Annotated in this window: 23 protein-coding genes; 20 read left to right on the top strand and 3 right to left on the bottom strand. The window is 62.2% G+C overall.

Annotation, left to right across the window (positions count from 1 at the left end; all coding sequences use genetic code 11):
• The first annotated feature begins 2 nt into the window (after positions 1-2).
• From M0209_RS06650 to M0209_RS06625, 6 genes are all read left to right on the top strand, one after another.
• Complete coding sequence (locus tag M0209_RS06650; RefSeq protein WP_258887503.1) at positions 3-1352, top strand: putative 2OG-Fe(II) oxygenase; 1350 nt, start codon at positions 3-5, stop codon at positions 1350-1352.
• A 26-nt stretch (positions 1353-1378) separates the two neighbouring features.
• A complete protein-coding gene (locus tag M0209_RS06645; protein ID WP_258887502.1) occupies positions 1379-2719 on the top strand; it encodes a DUF418 domain-containing protein in 1341 nt (446 codons plus the stop codon).
• Between the two features lie 61 nt (positions 2720-2780).
• Entirely contained in the window at positions 2781-3809 is a 1029-nt protein-coding gene (locus M0209_RS06640; RefSeq protein WP_258887501.1) for an aspartate-semialdehyde dehydrogenase, read from the top strand.
• Positions 3806-4237, top strand: a complete 432-nt coding sequence (locus M0209_RS06635; protein ID WP_258887500.1) for a GFA family protein — start codon at positions 3806-3808, stop codon at positions 4235-4237. Before M0209_RS06640 ends, M0209_RS06635 begins: the two co-directional genes overlap by 4 nt.
• Positions 4234-4677: a GFA family protein gene (locus M0209_RS06630; RefSeq protein ID WP_258887499.1), complete on the top strand. Its 444-nt coding sequence runs from the start codon at positions 4234-4236 to the stop codon at positions 4675-4677. The genes M0209_RS06635 and M0209_RS06630 overlap by 4 nt, the downstream gene beginning before the upstream one ends.
• Before the next feature lie 286 nt (positions 4678-4963).
• On the top strand, positions 4964-6229 hold the full coding sequence (locus M0209_RS06625; protein WP_258887498.1) for a site-specific integrase: 1266 nt from the start codon (positions 4964-4966) through the stop codon (positions 6227-6229).
• A gap of 475 nt (positions 6230-6704) precedes the next feature.
• Here M0209_RS06625 and M0209_RS06620 read toward each other — a convergent pair whose 3' ends face one another.
• The 3 genes from M0209_RS06620 to M0209_RS06610 all read right to left on the bottom strand — a co-directional run bounded on the left by M0209_RS06620 (position 6705) and on the right by M0209_RS06610 (position 9016).
• A complete protein-coding gene (locus tag M0209_RS06620; RefSeq protein ID WP_258887497.1) occupies positions 6705-7031 on the bottom strand; it encodes a helix-turn-helix domain-containing protein in 327 nt (108 codons plus the stop codon).
• Between the two features lie 101 nt (positions 7032-7132).
• A complete protein-coding gene (locus M0209_RS06615; RefSeq protein WP_258887496.1) occupies positions 7133-8293 on the bottom strand; it encodes a hypothetical protein in 1161 nt (386 codons plus the stop codon).
• Between the two features lie 237 nt (positions 8294-8530).
• On the bottom strand, positions 8531-9016 hold the full coding sequence (locus M0209_RS06610; RefSeq protein ID WP_258887495.1) for a helix-turn-helix transcriptional regulator: 486 nt from the start codon (positions 9014-9016) through the stop codon (positions 8531-8533).
• Positions 9017-9772: 756 nt separating this feature from the next.
• Between M0209_RS06610 and M0209_RS06605 the strand changes: the two genes are divergently transcribed.
• The 14 genes from M0209_RS06605 (at position 9773) to M0209_RS06540 (ending at position 20343) form a co-directional block, all read left to right on the top strand.
• Positions 9773-10087: a hypothetical protein gene (locus M0209_RS06605; protein ID WP_408988228.1), complete on the top strand. Its 315-nt coding sequence runs from the start codon at positions 9773-9775 to the stop codon at positions 10085-10087.
• A 56-nt stretch (positions 10088-10143) separates the two neighbouring features.
• Positions 10144-10431, top strand: coding sequence for a type IV conjugative transfer system protein TraL (traL, locus tag M0209_RS06600; RefSeq protein WP_258887493.1), 288 nt, complete (start codon positions 10144-10146; stop codon positions 10429-10431).
• 4 nt (positions 10432-10435) lie between these two features.
• Positions 10436-11011, top strand: a complete 576-nt coding sequence (locus M0209_RS06595; protein ID WP_258887492.1) for a type IV conjugative transfer system protein TraE — start codon at positions 10436-10438, stop codon at positions 11009-11011.
• Positions 11008-11814, top strand: a complete 807-nt coding sequence (locus M0209_RS06590; protein WP_258887491.1) for a type-F conjugative transfer system secretin TraK — start codon at positions 11008-11010, stop codon at positions 11812-11814. Before M0209_RS06595 ends, M0209_RS06590 begins: the two co-directional genes overlap by 4 nt.
• A complete protein-coding gene (locus M0209_RS06585; RefSeq protein ID WP_258887490.1) occupies positions 11811-13157 on the top strand; it encodes a TraB/VirB10 family protein in 1347 nt (448 codons plus the stop codon). The genes M0209_RS06590 and M0209_RS06585 overlap by 4 nt, the downstream gene beginning before the upstream one ends.
• Positions 13158-13170: 13 nt before the next feature.
• Positions 13171-14043 (top strand): DsbC family protein, encoded by an 873-nt coding sequence (locus M0209_RS06580; RefSeq protein WP_258887489.1) that lies wholly within the window; start codon positions 13171-13173, stop codon positions 14041-14043.
• A complete protein-coding gene (locus M0209_RS06575; RefSeq protein ID WP_258887488.1) occupies positions 14040-15116 on the top strand; it encodes a conjugal transfer protein in 1077 nt (358 codons plus the stop codon). Before M0209_RS06580 ends, M0209_RS06575 begins: the two co-directional genes overlap by 4 nt.
• Entirely contained in the window at positions 15113-17692 is a 2580-nt protein-coding gene (traC, locus tag M0209_RS06570) for a type IV secretion system protein TraC (RefSeq protein WP_258887487.1), read from the top strand. The genes M0209_RS06575 and traC overlap by 4 nt, the downstream gene beginning before the upstream one ends.
• Positions 17692-18057, top strand: coding sequence for a hypothetical protein (locus M0209_RS06565; protein ID WP_258887486.1), 366 nt, complete (start codon positions 17692-17694; stop codon positions 18055-18057). The genes traC and M0209_RS06565 overlap by 1 nt, the downstream gene beginning before the upstream one ends.
• A 67-nt stretch (positions 18058-18124) precedes the next feature.
• Positions 18125-18658 (top strand): type-F conjugative transfer system protein TrbI, encoded by a 534-nt coding sequence (locus M0209_RS06560; RefSeq protein ID WP_258887485.1) that lies wholly within the window; start codon positions 18125-18127, stop codon positions 18656-18658.
• Entirely contained in the window at positions 18655-19194 is a 540-nt protein-coding gene (locus M0209_RS06555) for a S26 family signal peptidase (RefSeq protein ID WP_258887484.1), read from the top strand. Before M0209_RS06560 ends, M0209_RS06555 begins: the two co-directional genes overlap by 4 nt.
• Positions 19152-19826, top strand: a complete 675-nt coding sequence (traW, locus tag M0209_RS06550) for a type-F conjugative transfer system protein TraW (RefSeq protein WP_258887483.1) — start codon at positions 19152-19154, stop codon at positions 19824-19826. The genes M0209_RS06555 and traW overlap by 43 nt, the downstream gene beginning before the upstream one ends.
• Entirely contained in the window at positions 19823-20047 is a 225-nt protein-coding gene (locus tag M0209_RS06545) for a hypothetical protein (protein ID WP_258887482.1), read from the top strand. Before traW ends, M0209_RS06545 begins: the two co-directional genes overlap by 4 nt.
• A 41-nt stretch (positions 20048-20088) precedes the next feature.
• Positions 20089-20343 (top strand): hypothetical protein, encoded by a 255-nt coding sequence (locus M0209_RS06540; RefSeq protein ID WP_258887481.1) that lies wholly within the window; start codon positions 20089-20091, stop codon positions 20341-20343.
• Positions 20344-20354 lie beyond the last annotated feature (11 nt).

Below are 20354 nucleotides of genomic sequence, written 5' to 3'. Positions count from 1 at the left end.
CCATGACGGCGCCGGACAGCGCGGCGATCTCGGCGCAACGCCGCCTCGTTGTCGCCAATCCCCGCGATGTGATTGCCCTGCACAACCTCGGGGTCGAACTCCGCAGGGCCGACCGGCTCGAAGAGGCGCTGGCGACGATGGAGCGCGCGCTGGCGCTCGGGGCGGTCGCGCCCGAGACGGCCACAGTCCACGCCCATCTCCTGGCTGATTTCGGACGCTTCGACGAAGCGGTCGCGGCCTATCGGCGCGTGCTCGACACCCATCCGGGCCATATCGACGCGCACGAGACGCTGGCGAGGTTGCTGCCACAGATCGGGCAACGCGCCGCGGCGTTCGATGCCTATGCCGATGCCCTTGCCCGGGCACCGCACATGGGCGCGCTGTGGATGTCGGCGCTGGCGGCAGCCAAGGATTTGCGCGACGGCGACCGGCTGCTCGACTGGGTCGCGGCAGCGGAAGCGCGGTTCGGGTCGGAGCCGTTTCTCGGCCTGCTCGCCGCGCAGGCCCATTCCTGGCGCGGCGAAGACGGCGCGGCGCTGGCGCGGCTTCTGCCCGTCATTGCCGCCGATCCGGACAATGCAGGCGCACAGGCGACGCTGGCGCAGCTCGCCATCCGCACTGGCGATCTGGCGACAGCCGAGGCAGCAGCACTGGCAGCGACGCGCATTGCGCCTGACGAGCAGACCGGCTGGTCGCTGCTGACCGTCATCTGGCGGCTGACCGGCGACGCTCGCGAGGCCTGGCTGGCAGACTATGACCGCCTCGTCATGGAAATCGACCTCGACGGAATCGATCTTGCAGCCACCGCTGCAGTGCTGGGCGGCCTGCACCGCACGGCGGAGCATCCCGCCGAACAATCGCTGCGCGGGGGCACCCAGACGCGCGGCATTCTGTTCGACAAGGCCGACCCGGCGATCCGCGCGCTCAGGGACAGCATTTCGCGCGGCATCGGCGGGGCGCTCGCTGGGCTATCCGACGATGCCGCGCACCCTTTCCTGCGCCGCAAGCGACCGCATTTCGCTTTTGCGGGATCATGGTCGGTACGGTTACGGAGCGAGGGGCACCATATCGGCCATATCCATCCGGCAGGCTGGCTGAGTTCGGCGGCTTATATCGACTTGCCGTCCGAAGTGGTCGCCAGCGAACAGGAAGGCGCGCTGGCGTTCGGCGTGCCCGAAACGCTGCTCGGCCTCGATCTCGCACAGCGCCGCATCATCGCCCCGCGTCCGGGCAAACTCGTGCTGTTTCCGTCCTATTTCTGGCACGGGACATTGCCTTTTACCAGCACAGCACCCCGCCTGACCGTCGCGTTCGACGCGCTGCCGGTGGACAAATCGAGCGCGCAGCAATAGCGAATTGTAAACCCGGGGGACACATGATGACCGACACCAGCCTCGCGCCCGTCGCGCGCCGCGACCGCATCGACGTTCTCGACATGCTGCGCGGGATCGCGATCCTCGGTATTTTTTACATGAACATCCCCTTCATGGGGAACAGTGGGTCGATGCAGGAAAACGACATCCGGTCGATCGGGTGGTCGGGCGCTGACCAGACGGTGTGGAGCATCATTTCGATTGTCGCAGAAGGCACGCAGCGCGGCTTGCTCGAAATGCTGTTCGGCGCAGGGATGATGGTATTGGCTGCGCGGGCGATGGAACCGGATGGTCCTGTGGCAGTCGCCGATCTTTATCTCCGGCGCAATATTTGGCTGCTGGCGTTCGGGCTGTTCGACGTGTTTGTGCTCGGCTGGGTCGGCGACATCCTGCACACCTATGCGATTGCGGCATTGTTCCTGTTTCCGTTCCGGACGTTGAAGCCGCGCACACTGGTGGCGCTCGGCCTCGTCTACCCGCTTGCGCTTGCGGCGGCGTCCGTCGGCGAATACGTGTCGCGCGGCGACCTGATCGCCAAGGTCGAAGCGATCCACGTCAAACGGGCTGCCAAGCAGCCGCTGACTGCCGAGAACACCAAGACGCTCGCCGAGTGGCAAAAGAAGCTCGACCGGTTCAAGGTCGATGCCGAGGAAAAGAAGGATATCGACGCCGAAGCCCAAGCGCATAAACCGGGCACCAGTGTGTTCGACTATATCGGGGCTGCGAGCGGGTTCTGGTTGAAGCTGTTAAGCGAATTTACCCAGTTCTTCTGGATTGTCGAAGCCTTTGCCACGATGCTGATCGGGATCGCCCTGTGGAAATGGCGGATCATCCAGGGCGGGCGGACGGCGCGGTTCTACCTCGTGATGATGCTTGCCGCTTACGGGTTCGGATTTACGGCGCGTGCTATCGGCGTGGCGGAGATTACGACGTTCAGCCCGATTCCCAAGACCATCTGGATGACCGGCGAGTTCGCCCGGCTCGCAGTGACTCTCGGCCATGTCGCGCTGATCAATCTTGCGGTGAAATCCGCGATCGGGGCGGGCCTGTTCGCGCCGTTCAAAGCCGCCGGCCGCATGGCGTTCTCGCTGTACTTCATGCAGCAGATCATCGGGCTATGGATATTGTTTGCGCCCTGGGGCTTCGGCCTGTGGGGCAGATACGGCCATGCCGAACTTGCGGGAATCGCGACTTTGGTGATCCTCGGCCAGCTGATATTCGCCAATATCTGGATGCGCTTCTTCGTCGCGGGGCCGCTCGAATGGCTGTGGCGCTCGCTCGCCTATGTCGAATGGCAGCCGTTCCTGGCGGCGCACCGACGCGGGGCGCTGCCTGACCCAGCCTGAACTGGACTTTTTACCGGTTGCGGCTATGTGCGCCCGCTCAATCGAACGAGTGGAGTGCATCATGGGTTACCGGGTCGTGGTCGCAGGGGCGACAGGCAATGTCGGGCGCGAGATGCTCAACATTCTCGCCGAGCGCCAATTCCCGATCGACGAGATCGCGGCGGTTGCCTCGTCGCGCAGCCAGGGCACCGAAGTCGAGCTGGGCGATACCGGTAAGATGCTCAAGGTCCAAAACATCGAACATTTCGATCCCAAGGGCTGGGACATCGCGCTGTTCGCCATCGGCTCGGAGGGGACGAAGATTCACGCGCCACGCTTTGCCGCGGCGAGTTGCACGGTCATCGACAATTCGTCGCTCTACCGCATGGACCCAGACGTCCCGTTGATCGTGCCCGAGGTGAACCCCGAGGCAATCTCGGGCTACACGCGCCGCAACATCATTGCGAACCCGAACTGTTCGACCGCGCAGCTCGTCGTCGCGCTCAAGCCGCTGCACGATTACGCCAAGATTCTGCGCGTCGTCGTCGCCACCTACCAGTCGGTGTCGGGCGCGGGCAAAGAGGGCATGGACGAGCTGTTCGAGCAATCGCGCAACATCTTCGTCGGCGACAGCGCCGAGGCGAAGAAGTTCACCAAGCAGATCGCGTTCAACGTGATTCCGCACATCGACAGCTTCCTCGACGATGGATCGACCAAGGAAGAGTGGAAGATGATGGTCGAGACCAAGAAGATCCTCGACACCAAGATCAAGCTGACCGCGACTTGCGTCCGCGTGCCGGTGTTCGTCGGCCATTCCGAAGCCGTGAACATCGAGTTCGAACGCGAGATTTCGGCGAAAAAGGCACAGAGCCTGCTCCGCGAAGCCCCCGGCATCATGCTCGTCGACAAGCGCGAGGACGGCGGCTACGTCACGCCCGTCGAATGCGTCGGCGATTACGCGACCTATGTCAGCCGCGTACGTGAAGACCAGACCGTCGAGAACGGGCTGAGCCTGTGGTGCGTCAGCGACAACCTCCGCAAGGGCGCCGCGCTCAACGCGGTGCAGATCGCCGAATTGCTCGGGCGGCGGGTGCTTAAGAAAGCGGCATGATCGAGGGCGGCTGCCGTTGTGGCGCAGTGCGCTACACGATCGCGCTCGACGCGTTGCCACCCGTGTACGCTTGCCACTGCCATATCTGCCAACGCGTTTCGGGCAGCGCTTTCAGCGTTCAAGCGTTGGTCGGCGAGGAACTGCTCACGGTCACCGGCCCTATAATCGTGCGCGAGATCGTTACCGAGGACCGCACATCGAGCCAGCGGTTTTGCGGCGAATGCCTGGCACGGGTCTACAACACCAACTCACGGCGTCCCAGCATTGCCGTCGTCCGTGCAGGGACAATTGATCGGTCGGAGGAGCTAAGCTGCATGGCGCATATCTTCACAGCGTATCGGCAGGGCTGGGTCGAAATACCTGATACGGTGCCGTCGTGGCCGGAAGTGCCGCCGCTGGCAGAGTTTGTTGCGGCACTGAACCGGTGAGCACGTCGCGTTCCGGCGGCTGCCAGTGTGGGCGCATCCGTTACACCGCCGAAATCGCTTCACCCGATGCCTATCTCTGCCATTGCCGGATGTGCCAGCGCGCGACGGGCGGAGTGTCGATTGCGTTCGTCAATCTGCCCAAGGCGGCACGGACATGGGAAGCCGAGCCCGACTGGTATCACTCTTCACCGATTGCGCGGCGACCGTTCTGTTCGGCGTGCGGCACGCCGCTCGGGTTCGAGTTTGTCGATGGCGAGAATTGCGACCTCACCGTCGGCAGCTTCGACGATGCGGCGTATTTCGTGCCAGTCAGCCAGTTCGGGATCGAGAGTCGGCACGATGCTTGGTCGAATACTCTCGATCTGCCGGGCAAGCGCTGCGACGAGCATGAGGCGCTGGTCGAGCGTTGGGCGAAAGTCGGGATGACAGTGCCGGAGTAGCGTACCGGCTCGCGCTTCGCGCTCACGGCAGCTTGCGCTGCCGTCACCACGGTCCAAAATCGTCCCCCGGACGATTTTGGACCGTGGTGACCCCTACGGGAATCGAACCCGTGTTTCAGCCGTGAGAGGGCGTTAAAACGGGGTTTTTTGAATATTTTGAGCCAGCCTCAAACGCGTGCAAATGCCCACTTTACAGTGGGTTACTGATTTCTTCGTCCATAGCTGTCCCCCCTTGTTCTCCAATGGATATTAGATAAGTATTGGGTAAGTTTGGGAGACGGGGAAAATGGCGCGGACGGTACAGGATGCGAGGTTGGCAAAACGCGAGCAACGGTTGCGTCTTGAGGCTCGCTCAAAGCCCTATTGGATGACTTTGAATGAGGGCGAGCACCTAGGGTATTATCGAGGTAACCGTGTCGGCAAATGGCTAGCACGCTTTCGCCGTGCCGGATCGACCGGAAATTATCAGCAAGTCACAATCGGTGAGGCGGACGATACGATTGATGCTGATGGCGCGGTCATCTTGAACTTCAAGCAAGCACAGGATCGGGCGCGCGATTGGTTTGTGGGGCTGGAGCGCAACGGCGGTCGTCGCGCAAGCACGTATACCGTCTCCGATGCACTCGACGATTATCTTTTGGGCTTTCGAGGGCGCGACCTCGCCAACACACGTCGCCGGATTGAAGCCATCATCCGGCCTCAAATGGGCACACACGAGGTTGCAAAACTAACGACGAAGGCAATCAGCGACTGGCTCGCGGCGCTCGCCTCGTCGCCCGCGCGGTTGCGAACCGCCAAGGGTGCCTCGCAGAATATTCGAGTGACGGCCGATACGGACGAAGCGCGGCGGCGGCGGCGTTCCAGCGCCAACCGCGTTCTCACGATCCTAAAAGCGGCGTTGAATGCTGCATATCGCGACGGAAGCGTTCCAGCCGACGATGCTTGGCGGCGGGTGAAGCCGTTTGCGAAAGCCGACGCATCGAAGCTGCGTTACCTTTCTGACGCGGAATCACGACGGATTGTGAACGCGACGGACATCTCGTTCCGCCCTCTGGTGCAGGCAGCGTTGCTGACTGGCGCGCGATATGCCGAACTCGCGGGACTGGAGGCGCGTGACTTCGACCGCCAATCGCAGACTGTCTGGCTTCGTGAAACGAAAGCGGGCGTAGCCCGCGCCGTCTATTTGGAAGGCGAGGGCGTTTTATTGTTTGAACAGGCGACGGCCGGCAAAGCGGCAAACGATCTCATATTCCCGCGAGCGGACGGGAAGCGATGGGGGCCGTCTCAGCAAACGCGCCCGCTCGCAGCGGCTTGCCTTGCAGCGAAACTAGAACCCACTGGCTTCCATGACCTCCGCCGAACCTATGGTGCAAGACTCGCACTGCGTGGTGTACCGATGGCAGTTATTGCAGAGGCACTCGGACATGCCGATGAACGCATCACGCGTCGACACTACGCACATTTGAGCAAGTCCTATGTCGGCGAAACGATTCGTGGAGCCGTCGCTGGACTAGGCATTATCGAACAGAGTAACATTGCCGCTATTGCTTAGCCTCGGACACTGGCGGTCATTTTCGTGATTTGTCGGCAGCCAGTAGCCAGTAGCGTAGGGTGTGCCATGAAATGGTCCTCGCAAAGGCTCGTTTTGTGCGCTTCTGACTCAGCTGAATTTGGACGTTTTGGAAGTCGAAACGCGCGGATTTCCTAGCCTTTCCGGCGCTTGAAGGCTATGAAATTCCCGCTGATAATGCCGCGACCTGCCGCATCATTTCCCGCTCCGGCGACCACATAGCCATTTTTTTTGGTCCAATTGCGCGACAGTGTCGGCGCCTAGGCATCCGCGCAACTCGCTCAGATCGAACAGCTGGTACCGCTCGGCAGAATGGGTCGTGGGCCGTTGCTCGTCATTCGCCCAATCCAACACCATTTTTGATTTGCTGTATGGGAATTAATAAAAGCCCTCGGGCCGAGCGATGCTCTTCGATCTAGCCAACCGGTCACGCTGTGCTTCAACCGACGGCGAGATCCTACAGGCCATTTTCCGGCGATGTTTCGAGTCGGTCGGTCATGCCGAGCAGCGTCTCCATGCTTGCAAAGAGCACCACGCGACGGGCCCCGATTTTTTGCCAGGCGAGTTTCTCGGATTTCATGAGATTGTAGACAGTGCTGCGCTTGATCCCAAGGTACGCACACGCGACCTTGATTGGCACAGCTAAGGGTTTTGGTGAAACGTCGGCAGCCGGGCTGTACGTCCGGGATTGCCGCTTCGGCGATTCCGGGGCGGGGCGGTTTATCGGAAGCTTGGTCGGCTCGGCAAGCGCGCGTGGCTGCGGCCGATCGAAATCGAGCTGCATCTGAAATAAGTGGGGGCCTGTGCCGGGCCGTTTGGCCGTTCGTCGTTGCGCGCGCATTGCACCTCTTTCAGTCCTGGGTCGGACGTCCCGATCGAACAATGCTAAGTTCCGTCCCCATCCTTATCTACAGAAGTGCTCGAATTACCCGGCTGCTTGGGCTTAAGCGCAATGGGTAAAGCGAGAAATGCGCCGAAAGGCGGAGGTGCTGAAGGAATTTTCATGCCTTCTCTCAGCCACGCAGGCGGATATTTGATGTGCTGCCGAAGCCAAGGCGCGCCTTTCGCGTTCCGGCGCTTGCCCGCTGAGCCGAATTCGCGATCGAGAGCTTCTTCGGCATGGTCCAAGGCATTTTGTAGCGAAAGTGTCGGGTTCTCGATCAGAAATACCAGGGCATGCTCGAGGCCGGCGCGCACCTTGCGAGGTTCGGCTTCTTCAGCCGGTAGCGCGAGGGCCTGGACGCGCGCCGCCGTCTCGTCCGCAGTGACGCCAAGCGATCTTACCCAATCATAATCGTACAATTGTCTAACGTTGGACTTTGCATGGCTCGGGAGGGGATCGCCGGGCAGATTTGCAGTCCGTTCAGGTGAAATGGCACCATCGCCAGCTGCATTCTTATCGGCAGTTTCCGGCACGATCATGCAGGGCATCGTTGCCCGTTCGCGCGGCGCTCGGATCGATCGGCTTTTGGCATGCTTTGCCGCCGCGCGGGTGCCTGGCGAGGTTTGAACCATGAAAACAGAAACCGAATGACGCGGCGTGGCATTGTGTCGGGTGCGCACCAGTTTTCGTATGTGCTCATCGTGCGAGCATAGAAGCGCGCTAAAGGCATTTGTCAGCAGCTCAGCGACTGACTCAGTTCCAATTGACGCTGTAATGTCGCCGGATCGCATCTGGCGGAATGTCGAGGCCAGGACGGGTGGCGGGGCCAATCGCCTGTTCAGCCACTGGTGGCCGGTACGGCTATGTGGAAAGCGCACCCAAATAAAGTTTACAAGCAGGATGGCTGCTGTCGCACTGATGACGCCCAACCAGCCAATTGGATGACGCGGGAAAAAGTACAGCGACGTTGTTGCGAACACAGCTACGACGAAGGCGAACCATGAAAAAAGCAAGGCAGCGAAGTAAAGTCTCTGCGCAAAAGACGTCAGCACCAGAAGGTGGTGTTCGAATTCGTCAAGCTGGCCGTAAGCGCGTGCAAAATGGCGAATTGCATCCTGAAGCGGTATCCAGACCCCTGTCGTGGAAGGCTCGCTGGCGTTCAAGGCAATGACGTCCTTGTGACCTTTGTCGCATATCTCCGCAGGATGAATGCCTCTCTGGCAGGGAGAGCCGTGTGCTGGAAACTCACCGTCGATGGAGCTCGGTCGACCGAACGGCTGGACAAGTGCGGATGTCGACGATCAGGGGTGGACGATCTACGCGCCGTCCTTCGATCCGCCAAGCCTCTGTCGACCAGTCGAATTTTACGGCCGATCCCACGGGCCATGCGCTGAAAGACGTTAGGCCCGGCCACCGTTAACGGCCAGTCGGTCGCGGCGCTCGGCGACTTCGCGATCGTTTTGCACGATGGCGGTCGTCAACTGGCTGCTGAGATGCTTGATCGCCGCCGCTGGCAGCTTGGCGACGATGGCGCCGGTCCGCTCGCGATCGAGATCGGGAATAAAGACCTGGACCAGATCGCTGACGAGAATGACATTGGGATCGTCGTAACGTCGCCAGTCGCCGAGCTCGATCACGGCGATATAGGCTCTGCCGCGGTCGATACCCAATGCGAAGAAGAGCGACTGGATATGCTCCTCGGTCAAAATGCGCGACCCGTTGAAGAGGCGGTAAAGAAAGCTGCGCGTCAAACCCACCGAGCGTGCCAGATCGCGGCTCGGTATACGCTTGTCGCGTTGCACTGCGCGAATAAGCGGTACGAACGCGTGATTGCGGACAAGCTTGCCCGCAAAGGGATTGTGACCTTCGAACAGCTCGGTGTGCATGTCCCCGCCCCCACTGAAGTTCAGCAGAAGGTTAAATTAGTTTAAAACAAGTTGGCAAGAGCCGCGATCTACTCGGCTCAATGAACAAATAGCGCGGGTGGCATGAAAGATGTGCTCCACAATTGTAACACGCCGCCCGACATGCCTCCGCGACGCTTCGCGCCGCCCGCGCACCCATTCCGTCCCCGCCGGAGAGCGCGACCGGAAAGTGAGCGAATGCCAAGAGCGATCACAATCGCCGATTTATTCATAACTATCATGATGTTACGGATCGCGTGTCTCTGCGTACGACTTGGTGGGGAGTAGTGTGAGGCGCGGAACGAGCGGTTGTTAGGGTATTGTAGTCGTACGTCATATGATTGCACGTCTCACATCATAACGAGCCTGGTGGGGGACCATAGGCGCGTGAGATTTCAATATCTTCGAGGTTTTGGAGCTTGCTGTAAATTCTCTTTCCTTACGGGAAAGCGCGGTCGAATTGACATGATTCGACTCGTTTGTCCGATTTTGGCCAAATATGTCGCCAGTCTGGCGACAGTCTGTTGCCGGATTGGCACATAGTTGAGCCAATATTGGCACTGCCAGTCGCCCGACTGTCACAGCTTTCGGACAATGAGCCTCTCTTTCATGAAAAATGGGTCTGTATGGCCGATATTTTCGGGAACATACTTGGTGATTTCGTCCGTTCGCTGAACCTTTGTCGATGACGCCAGCGAGGCGTTGTCAACGAAGGATGTTCCGATGGAAACATTTGCAATGCCGCGCAAAGGAACGGCGTCGGTCGGCGCGCTGCTTAAAGTAGTCGCGCTCGTCGGGGTCGCGACCCTGGTGGGAACCGAGGCGGCACAGGCTGGTGCCGATACAACCTTCAATACCGCGCTGACCGCGTTCACCGGATTTCTCGAAGGGTCGGGCGGCAAGATCATCACGCTTATGAGCCTTGCCGGCGGGATCGTCGGGCTGGCGTCGGGTCGGTTCAGTCTCGGGCAAGTCGCAATCCCGGTCGGCGTCGGCGTGGGTGCCGGCACCGGGGTGCCGATCGTCACCGCTGCCGTCACGGCAACGATCTGAGTGTCGTCCGCACGCCGGACAACGGGTGCGCGGATGCAATCGAGGGTGGTGGGCGCATGACCGACAAATACGTAATCCCAGCAAGGCTCGACGATCCCGAGCTCATCGGGCTTTGGACGCTCGACGAGTTTATCGCGATGGTCGTGCCATTTGCCTGGGGCATTTTGTCGCAACACATCGTCATTGGAATTCTTCTGGCGTTTGGCGGTTGGTGGGGCCTCAGGAAAGCAAAAGCAGGCCGTGCTTCATCGTGGTTGCTCCATCTTGCCTACTGGCATCTGCCGGGCGGCTTCGTGGGCCTTCGCGCCACACCACCCTCTTTTCTGCGCGTGATGGCGGGGTAAGGCGATGGAACTCTCCTATTCGCATTCGCAGAACCAGCGTGTCCTTAAGCAGCGCAACATGCTGGTCGTCACCAGCCTGGCGCTTGCCGGGCTGGCCGCAGTGCTCGGCGTCGCGGCATCGTCGCGCGACCGCGAAGTGGTGCTACAGCCTGTCCTGCACACGCCGCTGACCCTTTCGAGCGCGGGTGTCAGCCGCGAATACCTCGAAGCAGTCACACGCGATGCCGCCGTACTGACGCTCAACCGGACCCCCCAAAGTCTCGACTATTGGATGAAGTCGGTGCTCGAGATGGTGCATCCGAGCGCTTATGGCCAGGTCAAGGCCGATCTCATGAAGATCGTCGACGACCAGCGCGGCTCGTCGATTGCCCAGTTCTTCACGGTCGAATCGATGAAAGTCGATCCCGAGGCACTGACGTCCGAGGTTACCGGCGTCCTGCATACCATGGTCGGCCGTCAGGAAGTGTCGGCGACCCCCAAAACCTTTCATTATGGCTGGGTTTATAACGGCCTCAGTTTGAAGCTGGTCCAGTTCGGCATGGTCGAAAAGGTCGATCCCAAAAAGGCGGTGGCATCATGAATGCGTTGCTGTGCGGCTGCGGGCTCGCCTGCGGCACCATCCTGTGCTCGCGTCCCTTCGATCTCGGCGGCCGCTACGTCGGCGCAGGGTTGATGGCGCTGTCGCTGCTCGCCCTGGCGACGCCGGCCTTTGCCGATCAGACGGTGATGGCGTCGGATAATGCGCGCGTCGATTGCATCGCCTCGTCGCGCGATCTGACGCGGATCAGCCTGGTTGGTGACGAAATCGCCAGCGTGTCGAAGCTTCAGACGGGTAATCCGAACGAGGATTTTGCGGTCGTCAACGAGCCAGTGCGCGGAGACATCTATGTCTCGGTGCCCGAGGGCTTTGCGCCCAAAACCCTGTCGTTCTTCGCGACATCGAAAAAGGGCTATGTCTATAAATTCGCGTGCCGCCTGGCGGGCGCCGAAGCGCAGCAGGTGTTCGTCGCCAATCCGGCGATTGCGGGCGACAAGCCCGACGAAACCCGCATTGCAGCCGTGCCCGATCCCCAGGAACAGGCGGTCCGCCTGGTCCAAGCGATGTACACCTCGACCATTCCCGACGGCTACCGGATGCGCCAGCCTGTGCTCGCCGCCGTCCACGTCGGCGCGCTCAAGGTCCAGATGATCGCCGAATACCGGAGCGCGACGCTCATCGGCAAGGTGATCCGCATCGAGAACACAGGCAAAGCGGCGGTCGCCATTACCGAAAAGGTGGTCGCCCCCTCGAATGCGGTGGCGATCACGATCGCCGAGCCGACCCTCGCGCCTGGCGCTGCAACCACCGCTTACATCGTCCTGCCTGCGGGAGCGAGCCAATGACCCTCATCGACCGGCTCCGCAAACCCAGACCAGAGGCCGCAACGGCAGTCGGCGATGATGCCAGTGTCTCGCCGATTGGGGAAGCAATGTCCGGGAACGAGAGCGTACGCCGCAAGCAACAGCTGCTTCTGGGCGGCGTTGCCGGGGCCGCCCTGCTTGGCGCGAGCTTCTGGATATTCAGTGGCGGCACGACACCCGACAGTCCTGCAGCAGCGAATGGCAAGGAGATCAAGGTCGCGACCGGGGATCTCGTCAATCGCAATATGAGCGAGCAGGAGTGGATGGCGCGCTCGGAGAACCGTTTCGCATCGACCGACAATCGCCTTCGCGCCGTCGATGGTCAGGCCGCTCAGCTTGCAGCGATGCAAAAGGAAATGGACGCGCTGCGCGGCGCAAACAGCGCCATGTCGACCGATGGCCAGCGCGTGCTGTCGGCCTATCAGACCGAGAACGAGGGGCTGAAGTCGCAGCTCGCCGCCGCGCAGAATGCACCGCCTGTGCAAGTCCCAGGGCCGACGGCGCTCTACGGACCCGGATCGCCTGCGCTTTATCAGACGGCGGGGGGTACCGGCGGGGGTGCGGTCGGCGCGGCAGGGCCGTCACCATTGCCGCGCGAGGTCAAGACGGTCTCCTTCGCTACAAGCGGGCAAGGTGGGGGCAATGCGACACGCGCCGAGCGCGGCACCACGGTATTTTCGGACTCGCCCGACTATCTCCCCGCGAACAGCTTTGCGACCGCGCGCGTCATCGTCGGTGTCGATGCGAGCGCGGGCGTATCGTCGCAGACCGATCCCTTGCCCGTTGTCCTGCGTATCACCGGACCTGCACGATCGGTCGCCGACAATGGTCGGGTGCTGACCACGCGGATCCAGGGGTGCCTGATCAATGGGGCGGCGCGCGGCGACCTGTCATCCGAAAAAGTCTATGTGAAATTGCAGCGCATGACCTGCGCGCAGCCAGGCGGTCGTTATGCCGTCAGCGAGGTCAAGGGTTTCATCGCCTTTGCCGGCAAGTCGGGCGTGCGCGGGCGCGTCGTCAGTCGCGAAGGCGGCCTGATCACCCAGGCATTTCTGGCCGGGCTCGCCGGTGGGTTCGGCCGCGGCTTCTCCGCAAACACGCAAAGCCTGCTTCAGGGCACCAACGTCAGCGTCAACGGCAAGCGCCAGCAGCTCGGCGCCGGCGACATCCTTCAGGGCGGCCTCGGCGAAGGCGTGTCCACCGCCGCCGATACGGTCAGCAAATATCTGATTGAGCGCGCCGAACAATATCAGCCGGTCATCGAGATGCCGACCGGCATCGATGTCGAAATCGTGTTTCTGGACGGCGCTTTCGTCCGCAATTGAAGGAGGCAGATCGATGTTCGGACTCCAAAAGGCGACCTGGGCGGCGGCGCTGCTCTGCGGCGCCACGGGCTATGCAGTAGCAGCGAGCGCGACATCCGATGCCGCTGTCACGGCAGCGCTCAAGGCGCGGCTGCCCAAGACCGAGGTTGCCAAGGTCGACTGCAAGGCAATGCGCGGGTTATGCGAAGTCACCGCGGGCAAGTCGGTTTTCTACGTCGATCCAACCGCCCGCTATCTGATCGTCGGCCATGTCTTCGACATGCAGACGCGTCAGGACCTGACCTCGGCGCGGTTGCTCGAAATCAACCCCGAAGCGCTTTTGGGCGGCGCGTCGCAGCGGACCGAGACTGCCGACGAAGGTGACAGCCAAGCACTGGCTTCGGCACAAGCCGGACGACCGGTCGCGCGCGATTATCCCATGCCCAAAGCGAATGAGGCAACGCCCGGCTCGGGGGTCGCAGCGGCCGAGCCATCGGTTTCGCTGGCATCGCTGCCCGCGTCAGGCGCGATCCAATGGGGCAACGGCGGCCCCAGGGTCACGATCTTTACCGATTTTCGCTGCGGCTATTGCCGTGCGCTGACCAACACGCTCGAGACGATGAACGTCACCGTTGTCGAGCGACCGATCTCCGTGCTCGGCACGCGGGCGCTGACCGACCGCGTCTACTGCGCCAAGGACCGTGTCCGCGCGCTTCATGCCGCTTATGCGGGCGACGTCCCGCCCGAGGCGAAGTGTGACACGTCGGGTCTGGATGCAAACGAGAAGTTCGCGCGCGCGAACGGCTTTTCGGGAACGCCGGTAATCGTCCGCTCGGATGGCGCGGTCCTGCACGGCTTCCGCCCGAAGGACTTCCTGATCGCCTGGCTCAAGGGCGCGAAATCATGAGCGACCTACTTTCACGCGGCGAAATGGCCTCGCTTAATCGCGCGCTCGCCAAACGAACGGGCGGGCGGGTCAGGGTCGGACCAAAGCCCATGACCGTCGCCCAGGGTATCGCCGTCTGGAATGGTTCGGGCGCGTTCGTCAGCGACATCGCGAGCAATCGGGTTTCTAGCCGGTCGGACCTCACGCAAATACTGGGAACCGGCACGACGCTCGCCGTTGCCGCGTCGCTCGCGGGCTGTGCGACGTTCGGCGGCAATGTCAAAGGCAGTTTTGCGTGTCGCGCGCCCGACGGCATTTGCGCGCCAACTTCGACGATCGACGATGCCGCGCTTGCGATGATCGGCGGCGAGGCGAGCGCACAGCCCGCCGGGGCATATAAGGCGCCCGCGGCACAGCCGCGCCCGATTCCAACGGCAGTCGAACCTGTCCGGTCGGGCGAGAAGGTGCTTCGGATCGTTTTCCCGGCGCATATCGATGGAGCAGGGCGTTTCCGGGAAACGGCCGCAATCCATGCCGTCGTCGAGCGCGGGGAATGGATGGCGGGGTCGCTTCGGGTCACTCCCGTCCGGATGTCGGCAGCATTACCCACGAGCGCAATCTCGGATCATCCCGCGCAGGCCGCGCCGCCGATGCGGAGTTTGGGCGAACTGGCCGCAGCCGCACCCGAAGTCCGTTTTCCCGATCCCGTTGCCGACATCGACGTGCAGAATGCGGCTGAGTCGACTTCGGCATCGGCGGATCCGGACACGCCAGTTCCGGCGCTCGCCGCCAAGCCCGTCGCGCGGCGACCCGAAAAGGCGATCACGGGCAGATCCGGAACGCGCGTGTCGGCAACGCTGGCACCGGCGCCGCAAGGCGCAGTGACTGCGGCAGCACCGATCCGCTATTCATTGCCGCCCAAAACGACGGTCGATCCGATGGAAGCGATCAAGCTCCAGGTCGCCGATCGCCTCCGGACCGCGACGCCGTTTGCCAAGCAGACGCCGCCAGCATCGCCATCGGCACCAAGTTTACAAGCCGCAAAGCCGGTCAACGGCCCCGCAGCCTTCCCGGTTTCGGAGGTCAATCCGTGAGGCCGCTGTCCGGCCTTTTCGACGCGCTGGTCGGGGATAGCGTGCGGGCCGAGCAAGCGCGGCCCGATCCGACGATCCCGATGCTCGCGCACTGGCTGCCGTATCGCAGTTTTGATGCGAAGACGCATATCTTCCATAATGCAGGCGCCCGCGAGGTCGCGCTCGAACTGGCACCGATGGTGGGGGCCGACGAGCGGTCTGCCGACATCATCGCGCAATGCCTGTCCGAGGGCGTGCCTGCAGGTGCCTGCGTCCAGATCATCAATTTTGCGTCGTCGCGGATCGGCACCAAGCTCTCCGACTGGTTCGTGCCGCGTTATTCGGCCGAAGGCGTCTACGAGCGCATGGCCAAGCACCGCACCGACTATCTGTCGAACGGCGTCTGGCAGTCGCTGTCGAGCGACGCGCCGTTTCACTTGCGGCACTTCCGGCTGATCGTCTCCGTCGGGCTGCCAGACCGGGTCAAAGCAAGCGACGAGGAACTCGTGGCGATTGCCGATTCGATCGTTTCGGCGTTCCGCGCGATCGATGTTCCCGCGCGTCTCATCGATCCCGTTAATCTGCTCGCGCTGATCGATGACATCACGTCGCCGACGACGGCGGCGGGCGACGATCCAATCTCCTACAACGCCTTCGATCCGATCGCCGACCAGGCCGTGCGCCGCGACGTGGAGCTGCGCCATTATCCCGATCGCGTCGAGCTTCGGACCGAGCGCCTGCGCGCGACCGGCGTCGACAAGGACGGTGTTCCCGAGATCGGCGAGATGTATCCCGATGTGTTCGACGTGCGCTCCTATGCCGTCAGGAACCTCCCCCCGCGCTGGGCGCCCTGGGACTGTGCGCGGCTGATCGGCGATTTGTTCACCGACAAGCTGCGGCTGCCCTGTCCGGTCGCAACGACGTTATGCCTCGTCTATCCCGATGCCACGGCCGCCTCGAACAAGGCGTCCTACAAATTCATGCGGACCTCGAGTCTGGCCGATACGCGCTCCGCGCGCTTCCTGCCGCAGTTGAAGGACCAGAGCCGCGAATGGGAGCATGTTCAGGACGAACTGCGCCAAGGCAACAAGCTCGTGCGCGCCTTCTACGGCGTGACCGCGTTCAGCCCGAAGGGCCGTACCGAAGCAAACGAACGTGTCCTCAAGTCGATGTACAAGGCGTGCGGATGGGATCTGCAATCCGAGAAATACATGCAGATGGTGGGCTTTCTGGCCTGCCTGCCCATGACGCTTGCGAGCGGATTGGCGCGCGACCTTGAGCGCATGAAGCGGATGCGCACGATGCTCACCACGACCGCCGCCAATTTGGCTCCCTTTCAAGGCGAGTATAAGGGCAGCAACAACCCGCATCTGTTGCTCGTCGGGCGGCGCGGCGAGCCGTTTTTCTGGTCGCCGTTCGAAAATACCGCGGGCAATCATAATGTCGCGGTGTTCGGCAAATCCGGCTCGGGCAAGTCGGTCTGCCTGCAGGAACTTTGCGCCGCACTTGTCGGCGCCGGGTCGAACGTCATCGTCATCGACGACGGGCGCAGCTTCGAGCATTCGTGCAAGCTACAGGGCGGGGCGTTCGTCGAGTTCACCCTGTCGTCGGGCTTTTGCATCAATCCCTTTTCGATGATCGACGAAGACGCTGCTTCCGATGACGAAGACTACAAGCTCGATTGTCTGTCGATGCTCAAAGCCATGGTCAGCCAGATGGCGCGCCATATCGACCGGTTGAACGATACCGAGCGCGGGTTGATCGATGGGGTGGTCAACGCTGTCTGGAACGAAAGGGGCAGGGGCGGGTCGGTCGACGACGTGATTGCGCGCTTGCAAGCGAATGGCGACGGACTGTCGCGCAGTCTGGCGGTGTCGATGTTGCCGTTCGGCTCGAGCGGCACCTACGGCAAATTCTTTATCGGCGAGGCGACCTTCAAACTCGACGCCGACCTGACCGTGTTCGAGCTATCGGACCTGTCGAGCCGCGAGGAATTACGTTCGGTCGTGCTCACCGCAATCATGTTCATGTCATCGCAGAGCATGCGCAAACTGGACCGCGCCCGGCGCAAAGCGCTGATCATGGACGAAGCCTGGCAGATGCTGCGCGGCGGCGCGATGGCCGAGTTCGTCGAAACCTATGCGCGCACCTGTCGCAAATACGGGGCGTCGCTGGTTACCGCGACGCAAAGTCTGAACGACTATTACAAGTCCGAAGGATCGGTGGCCGCGCTCGAGAACAGCGACTGGTTTGTCATCCTCCAGCAAAAGCCCGAATCGATTTCCGATTTCATGAAGCACGATCGCTTCGAGATGTCGGCCTCGACCGAAGCGTTGATGCGAAGCTTGAAGCGCAACGGCGTCGAATATTCCGACCTGATGATCAAGGGGCCGGAGACTTTGGCGATCGGGCGGCTCGTGCTCGATCCCTATTCGGCAACGATCTATTCGTCGTCGCCGCGCGTTTTCGCCGAGATCGAGACGCTCGTTGCGCAGGGGTTGCCCATGGAGGCCGCCATCGAGCGTATCGCCTATCCGCAAGACCCTTCGCAATGGAGCGTGATCGACGAGCCCGTACGCGCGGCGGCGGCCGCGTGATGGCGACGGCTGCGCCTTTGCAGCGCGTCAAGCGGTCGTGCCCGGTCGTATTGGGCGACCTGCTGTATGTATCGCTGGCGTTCCTCGGGTGGTTGGCGACGACGTTGCTTGCCGCCGCAGGATGTTTCGTCGTCCTGTTCGCGCTGGCGGGCAACGGCAGCGTGGGCGGCTTCTTCGCGCAGGTCGAACGTCTTGCCTGGCATTACCTTGCCGCCGATGGTCCGCGACGTGCAGCCTTCGATGGTCAGCTATTCGTCATCGTTCTGATCATTCTGTTTGCCACCGGTTTTTTCCGCCGCGCGTCGCTGATCTCGATCTTCAAGACGGGAGGGGTCGATGGGTCACGACACGCCGATCACAGCTAAGCGCCCCGTCGAGTCTGTCGAGCAAGCGGCGTCGTCACGGTCCCGGGAAGCAGTGCCGCAGACCGCTGTGTCAGCGCCCAGTCGCGCGGCGATGCCGCCCCAGCGACGGTTCGCGGGATTCTCCTATGGGCAGCTTGCGCTCGGCACGCTGCTCGTCTTTGCGGCGATCTGGGGGATGTGGGCGACATCGCGCATTTTCGCCCTCGACGACCGTCGCGTCGTCTCGGTCCGGCTTGCGTCAATCGTCAACGATTTTGTGACCGTCGAGGCAAAATCGGGAACGCCACCCGAGCAACTCGCGCCGCGAACCCGGGCTTTCATGACGGCGCTCGATACCGTGCTCAAAAAGCGCGCCGCATCGGGAGAGGTCGTTCTCGTCGGCGAAGCGGTCGTGGCATCTTCGGTGCCCGACGTCACCGCCGACGTCGTTGCCGATTTGGGCAGGTTTGTGAAGATGCCGACAGCTGGCGAAGTGCTCCCTGTGATGCCGGCGCCGATATCGCCGCGTGCAGCGCCGGCGCCCAGGGAGTCGGCGTTCGATTCCGCTGTAGCACCCGACGCGACCGTCAGGCCGTCGGCGGACACAGGGGCGCAGCAATGACCGGTGCATCCGTGTCCCCGCCGAAGCCCGTCCCGCAGCACGCCACGTTGCCACGGTGGCGGACGCTTGCTGCGCTCGGCATCGCGGGATGGGCCTATGTCGCCATTCGCGACTGGTCCGCCAACCATGTCTTCATGATCAACGCGACAGACTCGCTGCCGAACTGGGCGTTCTTGGTCGAAAGGCATGTCATGCCGACGCGCGGCCAATATGTATTTTTCCGCGTGCCAGCCACGCCGCTGATCCGCGCGCATTTCGGCGACGATCCCCAGCCCTTCGGCAAACTGGTCTATGGCGTGTCGGGCGACCTCGTCGCGCGCGCGGGGAACATTGTCGCCGTCAACGGCGCGCCGGTGGCCGTCCTGAAGCCCGTTTCGAAGCGCGGCGAACCGCTCACCCCGGGGCCACTCGGGCGTGTGCCGGACAACTGCTATTTCGTGGCGACACCGCACAAGGACGGGTTCGACAGCCGCTACGCCGATATCGGGTGGGTATGTGCCCGCCAGATTGTCGGCACCGGAGTTCCGGTGCTGTGAGGACGCAGATCAGCTTGCTTTTGGGTTGCGTCGGCTTCGCTGCCGTCTGCCCGCCAGCAGTGGCGAGGGACTATGGCCAGGTCGGCGCGGTATTTCCGGTAATTGAGCCCGATCTGCTGCGCGTTATCGAGGCCAGGCTGAAGTCGATGCAGGCGTCGGGGCAGATCGATGTCATGAACCAGCGACTTGCCGATCGCACCCGAACCAAGGTCAATCGCCCCGATCCGGTGGCAGGGATCGACCCTGCGATCCGCTCACGCAGCTGGCTTTACGATCCGTCGATCATCATCGATCACGATATTCGCGACCATAAGGGCCAGCTGATTGCGGCGGCCGGCACGCGCGTCAATCCGCTCGACTATGTCGTGATCAAGACACCGCTGGTGTTCATCGATGGCGACGACGCCGCGCAGCTTGCCTGGGCGATGCAACGCTTCAGCAACAGTGCCAAGCTCATTCTGGTGAGGGGTGCGCCGCTCGAGCTCATGACCAAGCGTCAGCGCCGCTTCTATTTCGACCAGTCAGGCACGCTCACAACCAAGTTCGGGATCAGTCATGTCCCCGCCGTCGTCGAACAGGCGGGCCGCGTCATGCGTGTCACCGAAATGCCGGTGGGAGCTAAAAAATCATGAGCAATGAGCGTCGCCAGCGGCTGACTTCGATCGCCGCAATTCTTGCGGTCGTCCTCGCGCATGGCAGTATCATCGCCGGTCTCGCCTGGATCGGTGAATGGCGCGTCTGGCGCTTCACCACCAACTTTATCGTCCAGCTCGATGCAGCGCTCGTCATCTGTTGCGTAATCGGGTCATCGGCCAGAGCGATCGTCGCACGCCGCAGGATACCGGTCGAATGAGCCGGATCGGGAGACACCTTGAGCGCGTTTTCGGACCGCCGATGGCTGCACCCGAGACGGCGTCGCTGCGCCGCTTGCGCATAGCGGTCATCGCGCTGGCGGCAACGACCGCGATCGGCATCGTCGCGATCGGTCCGATCATTTCGTTCGTCGGGCGCGCAGTTGCTGGCGGATCGCTCGCCGCATTGATCGCCTCATACCTGATGGCTGGCGCGGTTTACGTCGTTCGCAAAGCGCAAACCGATGACCGCTGGAGTCCCGATCGCGGGTTCGATGGCGAAGGGGAGGCGGCATGAGGTGCGCATCA

It is taken from the genome of Sphingomonas sp. SUN039, assembly GCF_024758725.1.
Classification (GTDB): Bacteria; Pseudomonadota; Alphaproteobacteria; order Sphingomonadales; family Sphingomonadaceae; genus Sphingomonas_O.
Note: the sequence above shows the minus strand (reverse complement) of the source record. Positions and strands in the feature narration are given on the sequence as shown.